We start from the raw sequence: 15881 nt of genomic DNA, 5'->3' as shown, positions 1-15881 counted from the left end.
ATTCAGGACGCAATTCCGTTGTAACATACTCATTTATAGTGTTGTTCTCTTTTCTGTCTGCTGTGGCTGTCAAAGCCTATCAACAACACAGAGTGGGTCTCGTCATAATTGCGCAAACTTACCTTTCCCATTTCTACAGCAGGCAGTTCGCGAGTTGAGTTTCAAAGCTGTAATCTACATGGGTAGAGATAATTTCAATCCGACTTTCCATGCACTCATCAAGCTCTACTTCCGTTAGCCCATCAGGCGTTAGGTTATAACCATAGATCCCGCAATCGGTGATAAATACCGCTTTCATTCGTTCAACATCTAGCCCAACTAACAACGGAATGATTTGTTGCCGATTAAAAACTTTATTCGATGAGAACCGCCAACCGATACTCTGATAGCCCTCACCTTCATTTTCAGCTTTGAGCACGCCATTTTTTGGCATTGGCAACTCCGAAGCCAAAGGTTTACTGTGTCCATGATGATGGTGATGAGGTAGATGCTCATCAATCGTGGTGCTACCTTCAAGCTCTGCAAAATCAATCACGCCATGCTCAGAGAAAATAACTTTAGTCTCAGGTCGCCCTACTTGAGCCACATACTCCGCCAGCTTTTGCGTATCGCCTTCTTGGTAGAGATCATGCTTATTACCAACTACAGTGTCAGCTATCGCGATCTGCTGATTAAACGTGTCATGCTCGGTGTAACGCACATCCGACAACTTACGAGCATCCACCAAGGTAATATTTTTCTGCAAGGTAAGAGTTTGGCGATAATGATCCGTAGACAAAACCTGCAGCACTTCTTTGGGATGCCCCAAACCTGTCGGCTCAATCAGTAAACGGTCCGGTTTTGCCTCGGCAAGCAATTGGTTAAGAGCAATCTGCATAGGCAAACCTGCAGCGCAGCACATACAGCCACCCGGTACCTCACGAATAAACACTTGTTGAGCATCGTTATTGAGTTCTTTCGTGCTTCCTGTTTTTTGCCCCTCAAACAAACTGCCATCAACACCAATTTCACCGAATTCATTGACCAACACAGCCCAACGCTCATCGCTGGGTTTGTTCGCCATAAGATGAATAATCGCCGTGGTTTTTCCTACGCCGAGAAAGCCCGTGATTATATTAGTTGGCACCGCAAGGATGGGTGGTTGTTCAACGCTCATTGCTCTACTCCTTAACGCAAATAACTAAAAAGATGTCACTAATTGATTGCTTTATTCAAAGACCTTCTTGTTTATTGACCACACTTGTCACAGACGCAATTGATCTCTAGTTGTGGGCTTACCACGGTAAAACCTTCTTGCCTAGCATGAGATTGCAGGCCCGTTATCGTCTCTGGAGCGACGATTTTTTCACTGATTTTGTTGCACTTAGAACAAATGAGAAATTGGGGGATACCTTGTTCATGCCCCTCAACAATGTGAGAGCAAACTATGTATTTATTCGACATATTGAGTTTGTGTACTAGGTGCACCTCCTCTAGAAATTCCAGAATACGGTACACAGACATAGCTTGAATTGTTTCGCCGAAATACTGTTTACAATAGTCAACCAGCTCATAAGCAGATAACGCTTGATTCGCGTCGATCAGAGCCCTTAAAACTAACTTACGCTGAGTGGTAAGTCGCTTACCTTTGGCCTCGCAACGCTTCTCCACGTGTCCGATGATCGCTTCAAAGATTTGCATCTCGCTTACACCATATCAAGAGTGAGCAACAAACGACGCTCATGCCTCTTAACTTCAGGCGAACGATGGACAATCGCGTTGTCTTCATTACCTGCCCAGCCGCCACCTTTAAGCAGAGCGATGTCCCCTGCAGACATGCCTCTTATCACCGCATCGTGTTTTGCCGCCAACGTGCTCCGCTCAACGTCGTCGCTGGCTAACCACTGGGTTGCTTGACCTAAATAGGTTGAAACTAGTCGACACGGAACCTGATCAACATGAAAATTAGGGCACATTGGCTTATCGAGCATCGTCAATCGCAATCCCACTTCCCTAACGTCAAATAAACAACAGAACATATCGACAATCAAAGCAACGTCGTGTGCCAAAAAGTTGGAACAAACGTGATCTCCAAGCTTATTGCTAATCACCTTAGCGGCATCATCTGGAGTCACTATGCTCACTATCGCAAGTTGCTCCTGCGACGACAGCATTGCCTGTATTTGACTGTTCACCTCCGCGGGTATCTCTCGCTGCCAAATCACAATATTGTGTTCAGGTTTATAAATATCACTCAAGACAGAAGCTTTATCGCTCACCGCTATCGGTAGCGCCGCTGCTCTAGTTTCAATCAAATCCTTGTCAATACTCTGGTTAACACCCATAAGTCATATTCCTCCCGGCTAAGGTGATAGGCCTTGCATTACTGCCTATTCAATTTTTATCTTGTCGTTATATCGAATTCTAAGATGAGTCACGCACCCAACTTTCACTGACTGAGCGCTTTACTTTCCAAACCAAACTTGCCGCAACAAAAAGGATGGCGGCAATACACACCATGGTTGGTCCTGTTGGCGTATCTAAAACGTACGATGCTCTCAAGCCAATAACACTCGAACTACTACCAATAATCGCTGCAAGGATAACCATCATTTCAGGGGTGCGACTGAATGGTCGTGCCGTCGCGGCGGGAATAATTAACATCGCGACAATCAACAACACGCCGACTACTTTAATTGCGACTGCCACGACTAGAGCCAGCGCAATAGTCAAAATCATCTGCTCACGCTCTGGGGAAAAACCGCTTGCTCGTGCAAGATCTTTGTTCAGTGTGGAGAGCAGCATCCCTGACCAGCGGACACTCACTAGCCCAATCACAACCAGTGCGCCCCCCCAAATCACGAGTAAATCGATTTTGCTCACCGCCAGAATATCGCCAAATAAGTACGCCATAAGGTCTATCCGAACCCCAGAGAGGAAGGATACCGCGACCAAACCTATCGCCAACGCAGAGTGCGCCATCACGCCAAGCAATGTATCCATGGCATACCCTCGCCCACTAAATGAGGAAACAGTAATGGCCATCAGCAATGCGACAAACAGTACGCCGGGGAAAATAGGCAAGGAAAGAGACAGTGACAATGCCACCCCTAACATAGAAGCGTGAGCGGTTGCATCACCAAAATACGCCATACGACACCAAACAATAAAGCAGCCAAGTGGCGCAGCTGATAATGTGACGCCAACACCCGCTAATGCAGCACGCCAAAGAAAATCATCCAACATTTAAAGCACCTCGTGTTTGGCTATTTAAATGAGATTGATGCCGATAAACACCCAATACGTCTTCATCATCCAAGCCAAATAGGGATTTGTATTCCGGGGATTCACTGACTTTCTCAGGCACACCTTCACAACAAACTTGTCCATTAATACAAATCACTCGGTCGGTTCTTCTCATTACGACATTGAGATCATGACTCACCATAATGACTGCGCAGCCAGTTTGATTACGGATAGCTTCTATCTGTTGATAGAAATTGGCCATCCCTCGATGATCCAGGCCCTGCGTTGCCTCATCCAACAGTAATAAAGTCGGTTCTTCTAGCAATGCTCTTGCTAATAGGACGCGTTGCAGTTGTCCACCGGATAACGCGTTAAGTTGCTGCTTTTCCAAACCTGTCGCCCCCGCTCGCGTCAACGCGTTTTGGATTGCTTGCTTGGAGCAACGCAAAGGAAGATTCAGAAAACGTCGCACAGTCATCGGCAATGTTTCATCAATATGAAGTCGCTGAGGAACGTAACCAATTTTTAATTCATTCGCGCGTTGGATTTGACCATCGCAAGGTGTAATGGCACCAATCAATGTTTTAAGTAATGTCGATTTCCCTGAACCATTGGGTCCAACGATAGTCACAATCTCACCTTGTCTCACGGTGAGATTGATGTGGTCTAAAACCAAATGATTGCCAAATTTTACGGATAGTCCGTGAGATGAAATTAACATCGCCCTTCTCTTAATTGCAGCGCTATATCGGACAAATCTCAAAAATAGATCAGTTGCCAACTCTTCAACCATAATGTTATGTTATAACATAACACAACAACTTGCCACACCTCATGTTTATGCATGAAACAACACATAATTTAGGAGATAGAATGTTCAAAAGGACTCTAACTGGTGCAATTCTTGGCTTAGCAGCAAGCACTCATGTTTATGCTCAGGCACCGAATGTCGCAGTAGATATTGCGCCACTACACTCGCTAGTTGCTCAAGTTATGGATGGTGTTGGTGAGCCAGACCTACTCATTCGCCCTGAAGCTTCACCTCATGAATATTCACTCAGACCGTCTGAAGCGAAAGCATTGTCACAAGCTGACGTAGTATTCTGGATTGGTGAGGGCTTAACGCCTTGGTTGGAGAAGCCGCTGACAAATCTCGCGGGCTCGGCAACAAAAATTGAGATGATGGAAGTAAATGGCACAACACTGTATGACTTCCGTGAAGGCGCCACCTTTGAAGCTCACGAGCATCATGACAAGCACCACGGTGACAAAAAAAATGCGCATCATGATGATGGTCATAAGCAAGATTCGCACGCCAAGCATGATGTGCATCACGATGACCACAAAAAAGAACACCATGAAAATGAAGCGCATACTGAACATAATGGAGAACATGCTCACCATGGACATCATCACGAAGGTCACGACCCGCACGTTTGGTTAGACCCTAAAAATGCCCAAGTGTGGTTAGCCGAAATCGCTGATACGTTAGCCGAAGTAGATAGCGAGCACGCTGAAATCTATCAAAACAACGCAAAAACAGCCATCTCGAACTTAGAGCAATTGATTAAGAATATTAACCAACAAGCGCATCAGTTACATGGCGTTAAATTTATCGTTTTCCACGATGCATATCAGTACTTTGAGCAGCGTTTTGATTTATCAGCATCAGGAGCAATCTCTATTTCGGATGCCTCAGATCCAAGCCCTGCACGCATCGAAGAAATCCACCGAATAGTGAAAAATTTAAAAGTGACGTGTGTCTTTACTGAACCACAATTTAACCCAAATCTAGTCAATACTGTGTTTGATAACTCAACTGTAAACACCATTGGAACAATGGATCCATTAGGAGCCAAGCTTGAAACAGGTAAAGAGCAGTACAGTAAACTGATCACTGCAATGATCCAAAGTGTCGCACAGTGCAAATCCTAGCCATGGGCTTTGCGCGCTGACTCAATGTTAAGAAGTGACTGTGCCAGCGATGAGTTCATGGTTCTCACTGGCACTAATTTGACAGTTTCGTTTACGAAGAACAACTGTAGTGAGATACCCCACCAGCAGCAAAGAACTCTAGCGGTCTCAATTGGTAGTACTTGTCATCAACTTGCTGAGATTGCTCTTGATATGGGTTCGCTAACACCGCTTGAAGCTCATGGATTAGCGTAAAATCACCTTGTTCGGCTTGCTCATAGGCTGGCACAATCAACCACTCTCGCCAAGTATATTTAGGATTAACCTGCTTCATCTGATGTGAAACTTCTTCTCGGCTTAAACTTGCGTTAAGCAAGCTATACCAAGCCTTGAGCCACGCATCCCACTCTTGTTCAAGCTCTGGCGTCAGCGGCGCGTAAAAGCTCGCTGAGATGTCAGTCACCTTCTCCGGTATGTTTGAAAGTTCGCGGAAAAAGATGGTGTAATCGACATGACTTTTCATCATCAATGCCAACCATTGATTAAACAGCTCTGGGCTTAAACGTTCTACGCCAAGTTTGTTTGCCCACATACGGCTGGCTTTGGGTTGCATTACAGCAGAGAAGCCGTCGGCGATTTGCTCCAGCTGCGTCAAGGCTTCTGGGTAAGGTTGCAACAAAGGTTTTAATGCAGAGCAAAAACTTTCAAAATTTTTCTCCGCCGCTAACGCCTGATTAAAGAAGGCAAAGTGACGCCCCCCGCCAGTCCAAGGCTGGAAGAACGGTTCAAAATACTCACAAAAACCAAATGGACCATAATCAAGAGTAAAACCACCGACCGCACAGTTGTCACTATTAAAGTTACCCTGACAGTATCCCACTCGCAGCCAATGAGTGACCAGTGAAGTTAATCTGTCACGAAACTCCGATGCCAAAACGAGCAACTGCTCCGCAAAAGGAAGAGTGGCATCAACCTGATCTTTATATTCACGTTCAATAATGTAGCGAGCCAGCATCTCTAACTCTGCCATCTCATCTGGATGCTCATTAACGCGAGCTCGACGAGCAAACAGCTCTAATTGCCCGACTCGCAGAAATGAAGGTGCAACACGCGTGCTTATCGCTACCGGATTAGACACCATAATGTCTGGATTCTCTGATTTCGATCCATCACTGTACCAAGGGCGATCAACCGTGTCAGTGCGTGAAGTGAATAAGCTCAACGAACGTGAGGTGGGAACCCCGAGTGCATGCATATGCTCTTGCGCGAGAAACTCTCTCACACTTGAGCGCAGTACCGCGCGACCATCTGCACCTCGGCAATAGGGTGTAGGACCACCGCCTTTCAGCTGCATCTCCCAGCGTTTGCCGTTTAACACACCTTCAAAGACAGACATCGCACGACCGTCACCATAGCCATTACCAGTTTTAAATGGGCAGTTATCGATATACTCGTTACCAAAAATGGACAGCGCGTATCCTGTCGCCCACCCTGTTTTGCGCATCGGATTGGGCACATCTTGCATATTCCCTGAGAATAACTCCGCAAAGCCTTCACTTTGCACCAAGCTGTCATCTAACCCTAACTCTTGGAAAAATGCATGGCTATGGCTGACATAAACCGGATCCGCAATTGGCGTTGGTTTTACCGGGACATAATGCCCTGAAAAGACTTGTCTTGAACGATAATCATCGCCGCTTTCCGTTGCCTCAGAATCGCAATTAAGAGTATCAAGCAAAGAATAGTCTGCCGCCTTAGCCAAATCACTGAGGGTAAAAATCGTTGCAGAGGCTTCTTTGTTTTGCCTATTACTCATTGTCTCAATACTCCGTTTGTTTGTTCGAGATTTATAATACGTATCCCAACAACAAAAGACAGCAACCATTTAGCTTTAAATTCAAACTGCTACTGAAAACTCACGCAGTGCTGCCATCGCCGCATTGGCTTTGTCTTTTTGTACAAAGATATGATCATGATAGTAGCCAGCAATCACATTGGCACTGATACCGTAAGACGCCAGTTTAGTAGCAAACGCCGCCGTTAAACCCACCGCTTCAAGACTTGAATGAACCGTTAAGGTAATCAAACGAAACACCGCGTCAAAGGATAAGTTGGCATCTCGCGCTACGCTCTCTTCAAGCACTAACGTTAACCCTTCTTTTTCCATAAATGTCGCGATGGGAGCTAAATGAAGATATTGTTCCAGCCCTCCCGCAACAGTGCAGAAAACATAATTTCCCTCGTCCAGTTCAGGTGACATAGATTGAAGTAAGGTGTCTAAGTCTGTAATCGCAGACATAATCAAATCCTTTATACAGGTCAAATTAACGATAACCAAAGACCTTACTGGTAGCATTAATCAAAGTAAATTCACACGATTAATGCTAAATAAGATTTACTTATATTGAAATATAACCAATAAGAAAGGCTTATCATTTATTGACTAACTGTCAGTTTTGCCTTAAGAAAATCAACAAAAACCTCAGCTGATTAAAGCTATGTCTCGCCGTACTATATCCATTAAGAAGGCAGCGTAAATAAAGTCGGCTTAGCGGATGAGAAGTGAACGTAGATTCCATATCAACAACCTAAAAGCACCCTACTTTAGGTGCTTAAATCGTTATCTCATTCCAAACAATCTCGCTTAATCTTCCAGCGTTGGACGGTATGGCTCTTCACGCACACCATGCGACAGCACCAGCTTAATCATAAAGATCGGAGCCAACCACTCTAAACCCATTGGGGCTGGGATCAATGTTGCACCAATGATTGACATCATCACAACCAATAAGGCGACTGGGCGATGTAAATACATAGGTAATAAGTGAATAACGATAATCGAGATCATCATTGCCCCATACCAGAAGAAAGCGTAAGACCATGCAACATCAAAACAAAGTGGCACCGCGAATAACTGAAAATGAATAGCAGGGAACAGAAACTTACTGCCGACCAGCTTACCCAACCACGACACCTCTACTGCTTTATCTGTGTGTAAAAAGCGCTTCATAGAACCCATAGAGTTGGTCAATACACCACCAATCATATCTAAGGTCAAAAGAGCAGCGACAACCACTTGCAACCAACTCCAACCCAACTCCTGCCATGAAAAAAAGTAGAGAATTAAAGGGGCAATAAGCGCTGCGTAGTTAGCGATTATAGATTCAGCCTTGGTTGCACCAAAGCCAGTTGTGAAATTGAACTTACCTTCACACTCCCAATTGATGTGGGCGTTTTTTATCGTAGTTTTGCTTTTTGACATCATATTACCTCAATCTCACTGGGTTAATTCTTACAACAACCTAAAAAGACCACTTGGTCTAAATAAAGACTAAATGATCAAAAGTTGATCTGTCAAACTATTTAGACCAGCCGGACTAAAATAAATTTCGTTAGACTTACCAAGGTAAACTCAATATAGTCCACATGGTCCACCAAGGAGTTTTCTATGCCTAAAATCGTTGATCACCAAGCTTACCGTAAAGAGTTAGCGCAAAAAGCTGTCGAGATATTTACTGAACATGGTTTTAATGGATTGGGAATGCGAGGCATTGCTGAGGCTTTAGGAATCTCAAAAAGTGCGCTATATCACTACTTTTCCAGCAAAGAAGAACTCTTCAAAGCGAGCACTGAGATGTTCCTAGAACCAAGCTCACTGTATGGCTTGGCAGAAGGAGAAGCGATCCCTGAGAGCAATGAGCAATTGCTGACTAAATTGATCACTGCAATGGATGCTCGTTATCGCGGCGAAGTCACGCTCATGCTGGAATACACCAAGAACAAAGACGCACAGCAAGTAAGCGATGACAACTTACTAACGTTTGCCAACCAAATGTTCAAATCTGAACTGGCTAACATTGTTGGTGAAGAGAAAGTCGATCAAGCTTACGCCCTACTCTTTGGCGGCTTAATGATGCGTTTACTTGATGGCAATAAAACGGAAATTGCTAGTATCGCTGAGTGGATTCTTGCATTATCAACTGAACGCTAAATACTCTAGATAAGAGAGCTGCTCAGTAGAACTCTGACGACTATGTGGGGAAAGGAACGGTGGTCAAAACAACAAACAATTTAAGTGAACCAAAAGTTGCGGTTATTGCTGTCACCTATCATGACAATAAGTTGCTATTGGTACAGCGGTCCAAAGAGCCACAAAAATATGGTTGGGGCTACCCTGGTGGCTCGGTCGATGCAGGAGAATCTCTACATGATGCCGCTTGTCGTGAGTTGTACGAAGAGACTCAGGTGCAAGCTTTAGCAGAAAAAACCTTCGAAGTGATTGAAGTGAATGAATTCGATGCTAAGGGAAAGCATCATCACTTTATTTTGCTTGCCGTTTTATGCCGATATATATCTGGAGAAGCCATCGCCTCAGATGATGCCATGGACTGCAAATGGATGTCGTTTGAACAAATCCACATTGAGAAAGATAACTTAATCCCACATGTGGCTCGCATAGCTATAACTGCATCTAAGTTATTAGATAGAGAACCGTCATCCGGCTACGCAGTCTAGCTCATAAACTCCACTGACGGATGCTTTACGCTAGCATTTTCATGATAGATATCCGCCAAATAGCCTGCCAACTCATTTTCGTTCAACTCTGGTGGAATAACGACATCGTACACTCGAACACGCATCGAAGTGGCGGACTCCAAAAATAGTAGCCATTCGCCCTCTTTGCGTTGTACAGACATCGGCTTACCAAAAACGTTGAACTTAATCAGCATCGATTCGCCCTTCCCTATTAACCAATCAAACGATTCTTATATTGCTCCGGCGTCATGCCCGAGTATTTCTTAAACATTGAAATAAATGGGCTGGCTTGATTATAACCAAGGGTAAACGCAACCTCTTTCACTGACTGCCCTTTTTGCAGCAGTTCCATTGAATAAAGATAACGCACTCGCAAGCGCCATTCGGTGAAGCTCATGCCCAGATCCGCTTGGCAGTGGCGCGCTAAGGTACGCTCAGTGGTGTGAACTTTTTCCGCCCAATCAGACAAACTGGTGCTGTCGGTCGGATCTTCCTCAACCGCCGACAATATAGGGGCTAGATACTTATTATCGGTTGAAGGTAAAAAATGATGTTGGGTGTCGCGAGTCGCGAGTTGATCCAGCAATACTTGGACTAGGCGCTTATCTGCCTCGGTCTCAGCTACATTAATCCGTCTCGCACGAAAATCATCGACAATCGCAGAAGCAATAGGCGTAACGCGAATAAGACTGGTTTTATCAGGGAAACTGCCGGTTAAATCCAACGCAACGTTAAGTGAACAGTAGGAAAGCGGTTTACGGTTATAACTTTTATGCATCACACCCGGTGGCACCCAAATCGCCAAATGCGGCGGCGCCAAAAAACGTGTATCGCCGACTTCCATTTCAAGGATCCCACCACTGATCAACTGAACTTGTCCCCAAGCATGGCTATGTTCGCGTGTTTCCGTATTGGAAAGAAACGCCTCAAAATTCATAAACACATCTGATGGTGCTTTATCAATCGATAAGGATGGATGAAGGTGTTTTGCAGATTTTCTCAAACTTGTCTTCCTAGAGCGTATTATGTCTCATTAGAGATACATACAATTATATAGACCTGCGACACTAGCCGCCACTTTTTATACTGCGATGAAGTTCACATGATCTACCTACTGCCGTTACTTACTGTTTTCATCTGGGGCATGAATGCGATTGCCAGCAAAATGGCGGCAGCGATCATCGAGCCGAGTGCGATGAGCTTCTATCGTTGGTTGTTTGCAATTGCCATCTTAACCCCATTTTGCCTGCCAAAAGTGATTCGCTTGTGGAGCGAAATCAAACCCAACCTAGCCAAACTTGCCTGCTTAGGTTTACTTGGTATGGTAATCAACCAATCCTGCGGTTACTACGCAGCGGTGACCACTACAGCCTCGAATATGGCACTGATCAGCTCACTGGTGCCACTCATGGCGATCTTCCTAAGCGTCCCGTTGTTAGGCAAAGCGATTTCGTTTAATAGTATTGTCGGTGGTGTGATTTCTTTAATCGGCTTAGCGTATATGCTTGGCAAAGGCGATATGCTGTTTTTCCTATCGCAAAGCATTACCCAAGGTGACGCGCTAATGGTCGTTGCATCGCTTGCCTACGCACTGTACTGCGTATTAATCAAACGCTGGAAAATGTACCTACCAAATACCGTTTTGATTTATATGCAGGGCTTTTGCTCGATGGTAATGCTTGCCCCTATCTGGCTAACCAGCGACAACCTATTGCCACCAGTGGATTCAATTCCAATCATCCTGTTTGCATCCATTGCTGCGTCTATTGCCGCGCCTTATATGTGGATCAAATCAATTGATGCAATCGGTGCCGATAACAGTGCGATGTTTATGAACCTGTTGCCTGTTGTTGCAGTGACGCTCGCCGCGACAACCTTAGGTGAAACAATTCATGTCTACCACCTAATTGGCGGCATCATGGTGATCAGTGGTGTTATTCTGGCGCAAATCAAACGTAAGAAGAAAAACGACAACATCGAGCCAACTATTCTGAATAATGACCCGGCTCAATAGGTTGATTGCAAAGTCTAATCTAGACGGGAAGCTTGTTCTTTTTCTTATCTGATGGGTTTTAATTGCTTGGGCCATTATGTACCGAGCAATTAGAACCCTGTCACTCGCTTTTGTATTGTTAAAGCAATTAACTCTAACTAGAAAAGTGACCCAAAACCTTAATGCTTGCTAGGCCTGTTCTAACCCTTTCAAAGTACTTGGTACTATGATTTTATGAAATGGCGCAACAAAGAACATATAGATCTTACCAAATACATTGTGCACATGAACCACGGTACTTGCATAAACAATGGCGGTTTCGCCTTCTGGCTCAATTAGAAAAGAAACTCGCACATCAAGGTGTTTATCGCGATCTTCTAAGACCACTTCTTTTTCCGTTAAACTAACCAGGGTAAAAATCCCAGCTCGTTCACCTACTGCATATTCCGAAGCTAACTTAACTCGGGATACGTCTTGTAGGCCACCCAAATGTTTCAAACCGAGTTTAGATACAACCCAGTTTCTCATCGACATTAGAAATGCAATCCAAGCAGGCGTTTGAGCGGCTATCTCAAGAAATACGTCCATAGCAGTTTGGTTGTCTTGTCGAAAAGCTATCACAAAAATACGACTCTTTTGAATATTCGCTCAATACTGATTTCTTGGGTATAGACATAAACTCTCCTTCAAAAGCCATTAATCATCAAATTGTAATTCACCAGCAGAACTGCCATCGGGGTACATGCCTACCCATTTCCCCACTTTTTCGCCTGCACGATAGACACCTGTCCACATCGCCGTTTTGCTTTTTTCAGGGATAATGGTTTGCCACTCGCCATCTTCCTTGCCATCAACAAAGTTACCTTTAGACCACAGCATTCCTTCCTCGGTATAAGACTCCGTAGGGCCGTGTTTAATACCATTGAAATAGGTTGTGAGTCGGTCTAACCCACCAAAGCGGAAGTATTTTTTAACTTCACCATGGTACTCACCTTTCTTGTTGTAGTTGTAGATGCGCTTGCCATCCCAATCATTCTCCCAGTAACCGTATTCTACGCCTTCAAAATACTCACCCTGCTCGATGACCTCGCCAAACTGCGTGACGGTAAACTTGCCATGAAGAACGCCATGTTTATAGTGTTGCTTCTTCGCTTTATGGTCTGACAACTGCGTGAAATACAAATTGTGGTATTTGCCATCGATGCTTTCAGTACGCGCGGTTAACTCGCCATCGGTAAAAAATTCAGTTAGCTTCCATGCTTTGCTTTGATCTTCTTGAAGTCTCGAAATCACTAGCCCGTCACGATATCTGTATTCGTCACTGATTCGGTTATGGTTTTCATCAAAGCGTACAGAAAGGTCGAACACTTTTGCACCGTGTTCATTAAATTCTTTCTTAGCAATCAGACGACTGTCGGTGTTGTACTCATAAATGGCTTGAACAGTCTCGCTATCCGTATGAAAAACACGTTGCTCACCTACTTTTTTTCCACCAACATAACTGAAAACCTTAGTGACCTTTCCTGATTCATCATATTCCGTGGACAACCCATGTAATTCATCGTCTACAAAATTTTGTTCTGAGGACAATTGCCCGTTGGCATGCCAACTCAACGCCACCCCATGCTTGTCGTTATTTTTATAACTTTCCTGTTGAGTTTTGTTACCGGCTTTATCGTAATAATGAAAGATGCCATGATATTGACCAAACTCTGATTGCCCTTCACTTTTGAGCTGTCCATTAAAGTAATACCCTTTGTATTTTCCATGACGTTGACCGTGCTGAAAGTTCATCTCATAGTCAATATTGCCATTTTCAAAATAGTTAAGCATGGGCCCATGCATCTCATCATCCAACCACGTAATGAGCTTTCTAACCGCCCCATTTTCTCGATAAATCAGGTTCTCGCCGGATCTTTTTCCATTCAGCATATTGAACTTTTCTTTCACGTGTCCATTTGAATAAAAAGTCTTCTGCTCCCCTTCTAAAACACCATTGAGATATTGTTGCTCTTGCTTAAGAACACCAGAAGAATACACTTTCTGTATCCCATCTAGGTTTCCTTCATTATTTCTGTACCCTTGACGTTCAATGACGCCTTTCCTGGTATAAAACTCGAAATCACTGACAATATTTTTCTTCGCTGGCTCAGGGCCGTTAAATGCCCCCTTAAAATATGCAGTGTTATCGTCGATATAATAAATGACCGCAGGCCATGTTCCATTTTGCTCGGTCAGTGCCTCATTCATATAGTATTTAGCTTTCTTATCGTCTGCCACCAACCTTAAGTTGGCATCAAGTAATAGGCTCTGAGCAAGAGCAGGTGCCATCATGAACAATGAATTCATGAAGAGTGAGAATATGATTATGTTTCGCATTTGTTCCTCGTAAGACGCTTATCTATCGGTAGAGCATTAGAAAAAGGCACCACTTGGATGCCTAAACAGGTTTAGCTATCACCGCCAAGCAAGAAATTAGTGGAGCCATTCTTTTCTTCACTCATCACAAACTCCCCCATCTTGTAGGTTTCTGTATAGTGAATTTTGCCATCGGTTCCATAGCTGTCGCTGTTTCCATGCTGCACGTCATCAACATAACGTTCGATAAGTTTTAGATTGCCGCTGTCTCCAAAGTAATAGAACGCTCCTTGTTTCCTACCTTGCTCATCGAATTGTTGACGTCCCGTCTCATACCCTGCTGAAGAGCGGGCGAACCACTTCCCAACTTTCTTACCGTTGTGGTATTCGCCAGACCAAATTCTAACGTCGGACTCATACTCTTCTTGATGTTGCCATTGCCCATCTCGATTACCACGGATGTAATTGCCTTTCGCAAGTAACTCACCGTTATCACTGTAATTTTCGGTGTGGCCGTGTTGCAGACCATTGAGGTAATGCTCACTCACCATTTGCTCACCATTGGCACCAAATACGCTTAACTCACCGTGTAACTCACCTTTACGGTTATAGTTCTCATTGCGGACGATGCCATCATAGTGCCATGTCCATGTACCGCTCTTTTTGCCATTGACATAAGTCCCTTTTTGGATCGTTTTACCTAAAGGCGTCACAATAGAGAAGCTGCCATGTCGAGTACCTTGTTTGTAGTGTGTGGTTTCCAAGTTATTCGTGAATACATCGACTTGGATAAAAGCATTATGCCGCTTACCTGCAACCACTTCCTCTCGTCGAGTCAGACTCCCTTCCTTGTCAAAGCGTTCTTCTAACTTCCATTTCTTTAGCCTATTTTCTTGAATGCGAGAGATAAGAACATTGCCAGAATATTTTTTCTCATCACTAATGCGCTTTTTGTTAGTGAATGAGGCTGTATATTCGTAGGTTTTCACGCCATCTTTGTTGAAGCGATATTTAGATACCACTTCGCCATCTTTACTTATTTCTGTCTTTTCTTGCACTGCATCGATTTGGTCAAAATAACTACGCTGTGAACCAATTTGTTTTCCTTTTACAAGGTGATTGATGCGTTGTAGGTTGCCTGACTCGTAGTAATGCGTCATCGCGCCGTGCTGCTTTCCTTCTCGGTAGTTTTTCTCAAAGCGTAATTGATCTTCCGAGTACCAACCGCGAACCACACCATGCTTTTTACCCTTTCGGAAGGTAGTTTCTAGATACAAAAAGCCATTCTCGCTGTAGGAATACCCCGGACCTTCTTGCATACCACTCACATAGTTGACGCGATAAGAAACTTGCCCGTTTTTGTAGTAGCTGACGTACTCACCCGCGGCAATATTGTTCTTGTTGGTATACTCTGCCTTAACTTGACCATTTGGATAAAACGTGCGGTGTATGCCATGTCTTTTACCTGCGAGAAAATCAGCTTCTTCGATTAACACACCGTCTTGATCATATATACGAGTTAAGCCTTCATACTGTCCTTTTTCATTCCGACTGCCTTCACTAAGTAAATTGCCGTTTGCATGATAAATTTTGTAAGCGCCCACGGATTTTCCCGTGGTGATATCACCACTATTAAACGTACCTTCAAAGTTGAGTATCTTACCGCCTTGAAAGTAAACACTGACTGGCCATAAGCCATTCCGCTCCACCAGCGGTTCGCGGAGATAATAACTCGCTTGAGATTCAGACTTAACGACATTCCAATCATCATCAAGCCAAATTGGCGAAGCATAAACCATTGGCGCCCCCAGCATACAAACAAGGACAAGTGTACGAACAAATAAGCGTTTCATAT

The 15881-nt window shown here is 44.2% G+C and carries 16 protein-coding genes and 1 pseudogene; 4 read left to right on the top strand and 13 right to left on the bottom strand.

Translation table 11 applies throughout. From position 1 onward, the window contains the following. Window positions 1-133: 133 nt before the first annotated feature. The 5 genes from IRQ95_RS08960 to IRQ95_RS08940 form a co-directional block, all read right to left on the bottom strand. Complete coding sequence (locus IRQ95_RS08960; protein ID WP_194436621.1) at window positions 134-1156, bottom strand: CobW family GTP-binding protein; 1023 nt, start codon at window positions 1154-1156, stop codon at window positions 134-136. Window positions 1157-1227: 71 nt separating this feature from the next. Next, a complete protein-coding gene (locus tag IRQ95_RS08955) occupies window positions 1228-1680 on the bottom strand; it encodes a Fur family transcriptional regulator (RefSeq protein WP_194436620.1) in 453 nt (150 codons plus the stop codon). Between the two features lie 5 nt (window positions 1681-1685). Continuing rightward, on the bottom strand, window positions 1686-2324 hold the full coding sequence (locus IRQ95_RS08950; RefSeq protein WP_194436619.1) for a DUF1826 domain-containing protein: 639 nt from the start codon (window positions 2322-2324) through the stop codon (window positions 1686-1688). Between the two features lie 79 nt (window positions 2325-2403). Then, window positions 2404-3225 (bottom strand): metal ABC transporter permease, encoded by an 822-nt coding sequence (locus IRQ95_RS08945; protein ID WP_194436618.1) that lies wholly within the window; start codon window positions 3223-3225, stop codon window positions 2404-2406. Continuing rightward, a complete protein-coding gene (locus tag IRQ95_RS08940; protein ID WP_194436617.1) occupies window positions 3215-3946 on the bottom strand; it encodes an ATP-binding cassette domain-containing protein in 732 nt (243 codons plus the stop codon). Before IRQ95_RS08940 ends, IRQ95_RS08945 begins: the two co-directional genes overlap by 11 nt. 152 nt (window positions 3947-4098) lie before the next feature. Here IRQ95_RS08940 and IRQ95_RS08935 point away from each other — a divergent pair, with 152 nt between their 5' ends. Then, the gene (locus IRQ95_RS08935) at window positions 4099-5160 is read left to right on the top strand and encodes a zinc ABC transporter substrate-binding protein (protein ID WP_194436616.1); all 1062 of its coding nucleotides are present in this window, start codon (window positions 4099-4101) and stop codon (window positions 5158-5160) included. 91 nt (window positions 5161-5251) lie between these two features. Here the strand turns inward: IRQ95_RS08935 and IRQ95_RS08930 are convergent, their stop codons facing one another. From IRQ95_RS08930 to IRQ95_RS08920, 3 genes are all read right to left on the bottom strand, one after another. Further along, window positions 5252-6955, bottom strand: a complete 1704-nt coding sequence (locus tag IRQ95_RS08930; RefSeq protein ID WP_194436615.1) for a protein adenylyltransferase SelO — start codon at window positions 6953-6955, stop codon at window positions 5252-5254. An 81-nt stretch (window positions 6956-7036) separates the two neighbouring features. Next, window positions 7037-7438: an ACT domain-containing protein gene (locus IRQ95_RS08925; RefSeq protein ID WP_194436614.1), complete on the bottom strand. Its 402-nt coding sequence runs from the start codon at window positions 7436-7438 to the stop codon at window positions 7037-7039. A gap of 345 nt (window positions 7439-7783) precedes the next feature. Further along, the gene (locus IRQ95_RS08920) at window positions 7784-8401 is read right to left on the bottom strand and encodes a hypothetical protein (RefSeq protein ID WP_194436613.1); all 618 of its coding nucleotides are present in this window, start codon (window positions 8399-8401) and stop codon (window positions 7784-7786) included. Between the two features lie 186 nt (window positions 8402-8587). Here IRQ95_RS08920 and IRQ95_RS08915 point away from each other — a divergent pair, with 186 nt between their 5' ends. After that, window positions 8588-9130: a TetR/AcrR family transcriptional regulator gene (locus IRQ95_RS08915; protein ID WP_194436612.1), complete on the top strand. Its 543-nt coding sequence runs from the start codon at window positions 8588-8590 to the stop codon at window positions 9128-9130. 59 nt (window positions 9131-9189) lie between these two features. Further along, window positions 9190-9654 (top strand): NUDIX hydrolase, encoded by a 465-nt coding sequence (locus IRQ95_RS08910; RefSeq protein ID WP_348541593.1) that lies wholly within the window; start codon window positions 9190-9192, stop codon window positions 9652-9654. On the opposite strand, the gene IRQ95_RS08905 is transcribed toward IRQ95_RS08910, so the two are convergent. Both IRQ95_RS08905 and IRQ95_RS08900 read right to left on the bottom strand, forming a co-directional pair. Continuing rightward, window positions 9651-9869: a DUF7661 family protein gene (locus tag IRQ95_RS08905; protein WP_194436610.1), complete on the bottom strand. Its 219-nt coding sequence runs from the start codon at window positions 9867-9869 to the stop codon at window positions 9651-9653. The genes IRQ95_RS08910 and IRQ95_RS08905 overlap by 4 nt on opposite strands. A gap of 17 nt (window positions 9870-9886) precedes the next feature. Next, a complete protein-coding gene (locus IRQ95_RS08900; RefSeq protein ID WP_194436609.1) occupies window positions 9887-10678 on the bottom strand; it encodes an AraC family transcriptional regulator in 792 nt (263 codons plus the stop codon). Between the two features lie 99 nt (window positions 10679-10777). On the opposite strand from IRQ95_RS08900, the gene IRQ95_RS08895 reads away from it, so the two are divergent. Next, window positions 10778-11689 (top strand): DMT family transporter, encoded by a 912-nt coding sequence (locus IRQ95_RS08895; protein ID WP_194436608.1) that lies wholly within the window; start codon window positions 10778-10780, stop codon window positions 11687-11689. A 168-nt stretch (window positions 11690-11857) separates the two neighbouring features. Here the strand turns inward: IRQ95_RS08895 and IRQ95_RS08890 are convergent. From IRQ95_RS08890 to IRQ95_RS08880, 3 genes and pseudogenes are all read right to left on the bottom strand, one after another. Next, window positions 11858-12344, bottom strand: a pseudogene (locus IRQ95_RS08890) (DUF2867 domain-containing protein). 20 nt (window positions 12345-12364) lie between these two features. Then, window positions 12365-14002 (bottom strand): toxin-antitoxin system YwqK family antitoxin, encoded by a 1638-nt coding sequence (locus tag IRQ95_RS08885; protein WP_228481347.1) that lies wholly within the window; start codon window positions 14000-14002, stop codon window positions 12365-12367. A gap of 116 nt (window positions 14003-14118) precedes the next feature. After that, window positions 14119-15879, bottom strand: coding sequence for a toxin-antitoxin system YwqK family antitoxin (locus IRQ95_RS08880; protein WP_194436606.1), 1761 nt, complete (start codon window positions 15877-15879; stop codon window positions 14119-14121). Between the last annotated feature and the right edge of the window lie 2 nt (window positions 15880-15881).

The organism is Vibrio fluminensis, assembly GCF_015278125.1.
GTDB classification, from domain to species: Bacteria; Pseudomonadota; Gammaproteobacteria; order Enterobacterales; family Vibrionaceae; genus Vibrio; species Vibrio fluminensis.
Note: the sequence above shows the minus strand (reverse complement) of the source record. Positions and strands in the feature narration are given on the sequence as shown.

Bases quoted from the DNA above. Each gene is read 5' to 3' on its own strand.
- IRQ95_RS08960 (WP_194436621.1), bottom strand. From the start codon at position 1,156: ATGAGCGTTGAACAACCACCCATCCTTGCGGTGCCAACTAATATAATC.
- IRQ95_RS08955 (WP_194436620.1), bottom strand. From the start codon at position 1,680: ATGCAAATCTTTGAAGCGATCATCGGACACGTGGAGAAGCGTTGCGAG.
- IRQ95_RS08950 (WP_194436619.1), bottom strand. From the start codon at position 2,324: ATGGGTGTTAACCAGAGTATTGACAAGGATTTGATTGAAACTAGAGCA.
- IRQ95_RS08945 (WP_194436618.1), bottom strand. From the start codon at position 3,225: ATGTTGGATGATTTTCTTTGGCGTGCTGCATTAGCGGGTGTTGGCGTC.
- IRQ95_RS08940 (WP_194436617.1), bottom strand. From the start codon at position 3,946: ATGTTAATTTCATCTCACGGACTATCCGTAAAATTTGGCAATCATTTG.
- IRQ95_RS08935 (WP_194436616.1), top strand. From the start codon at position 4,099: ATGTTCAAAAGGACTCTAACTGGTGCAATTCTTGGCTTAGCAGCAAGC.
- IRQ95_RS08930 (WP_194436615.1), bottom strand. From the start codon at position 6,955: ATGAGTAATAGGCAAAACAAAGAAGCCTCTGCAACGATTTTTACCCTC.
- IRQ95_RS08925 (WP_194436614.1), bottom strand. From the start codon at position 7,438: ATGTCTGCGATTACAGACTTAGACACCTTACTTCAATCTATGTCACCT.
- IRQ95_RS08920 (WP_194436613.1), bottom strand. From the start codon at position 8,401: ATGTCAAAAAGCAAAACTACGATAAAAAACGCCCACATCAATTGGGAG.
- IRQ95_RS08915 (WP_194436612.1), top strand. From the start codon at position 8,588: ATGCCTAAAATCGTTGATCACCAAGCTTACCGTAAAGAGTTAGCGCAA.
- IRQ95_RS08905 (WP_194436610.1), bottom strand. From the start codon at position 9,869: ATGCTGATTAAGTTCAACGTTTTTGGTAAGCCGATGTCTGTACAACGC.
- IRQ95_RS08895 (WP_194436608.1), top strand. From the start codon at position 10,778: ATGATCTACCTACTGCCGTTACTTACTGTTTTCATCTGGGGCATGAAT.
- IRQ95_RS08885 (WP_228481347.1), bottom strand. From the start codon at position 14,002: ATGATGGCACCTGCTCTTGCTCAGAGCCTATTACTTGATGCCAACTTA.
- IRQ95_RS08880 (WP_194436606.1), bottom strand. From the start codon at position 15,879: ATGAAACGCTTATTTGTTCGTACACTTGTCCTTGTTTGTATGCTGGGG.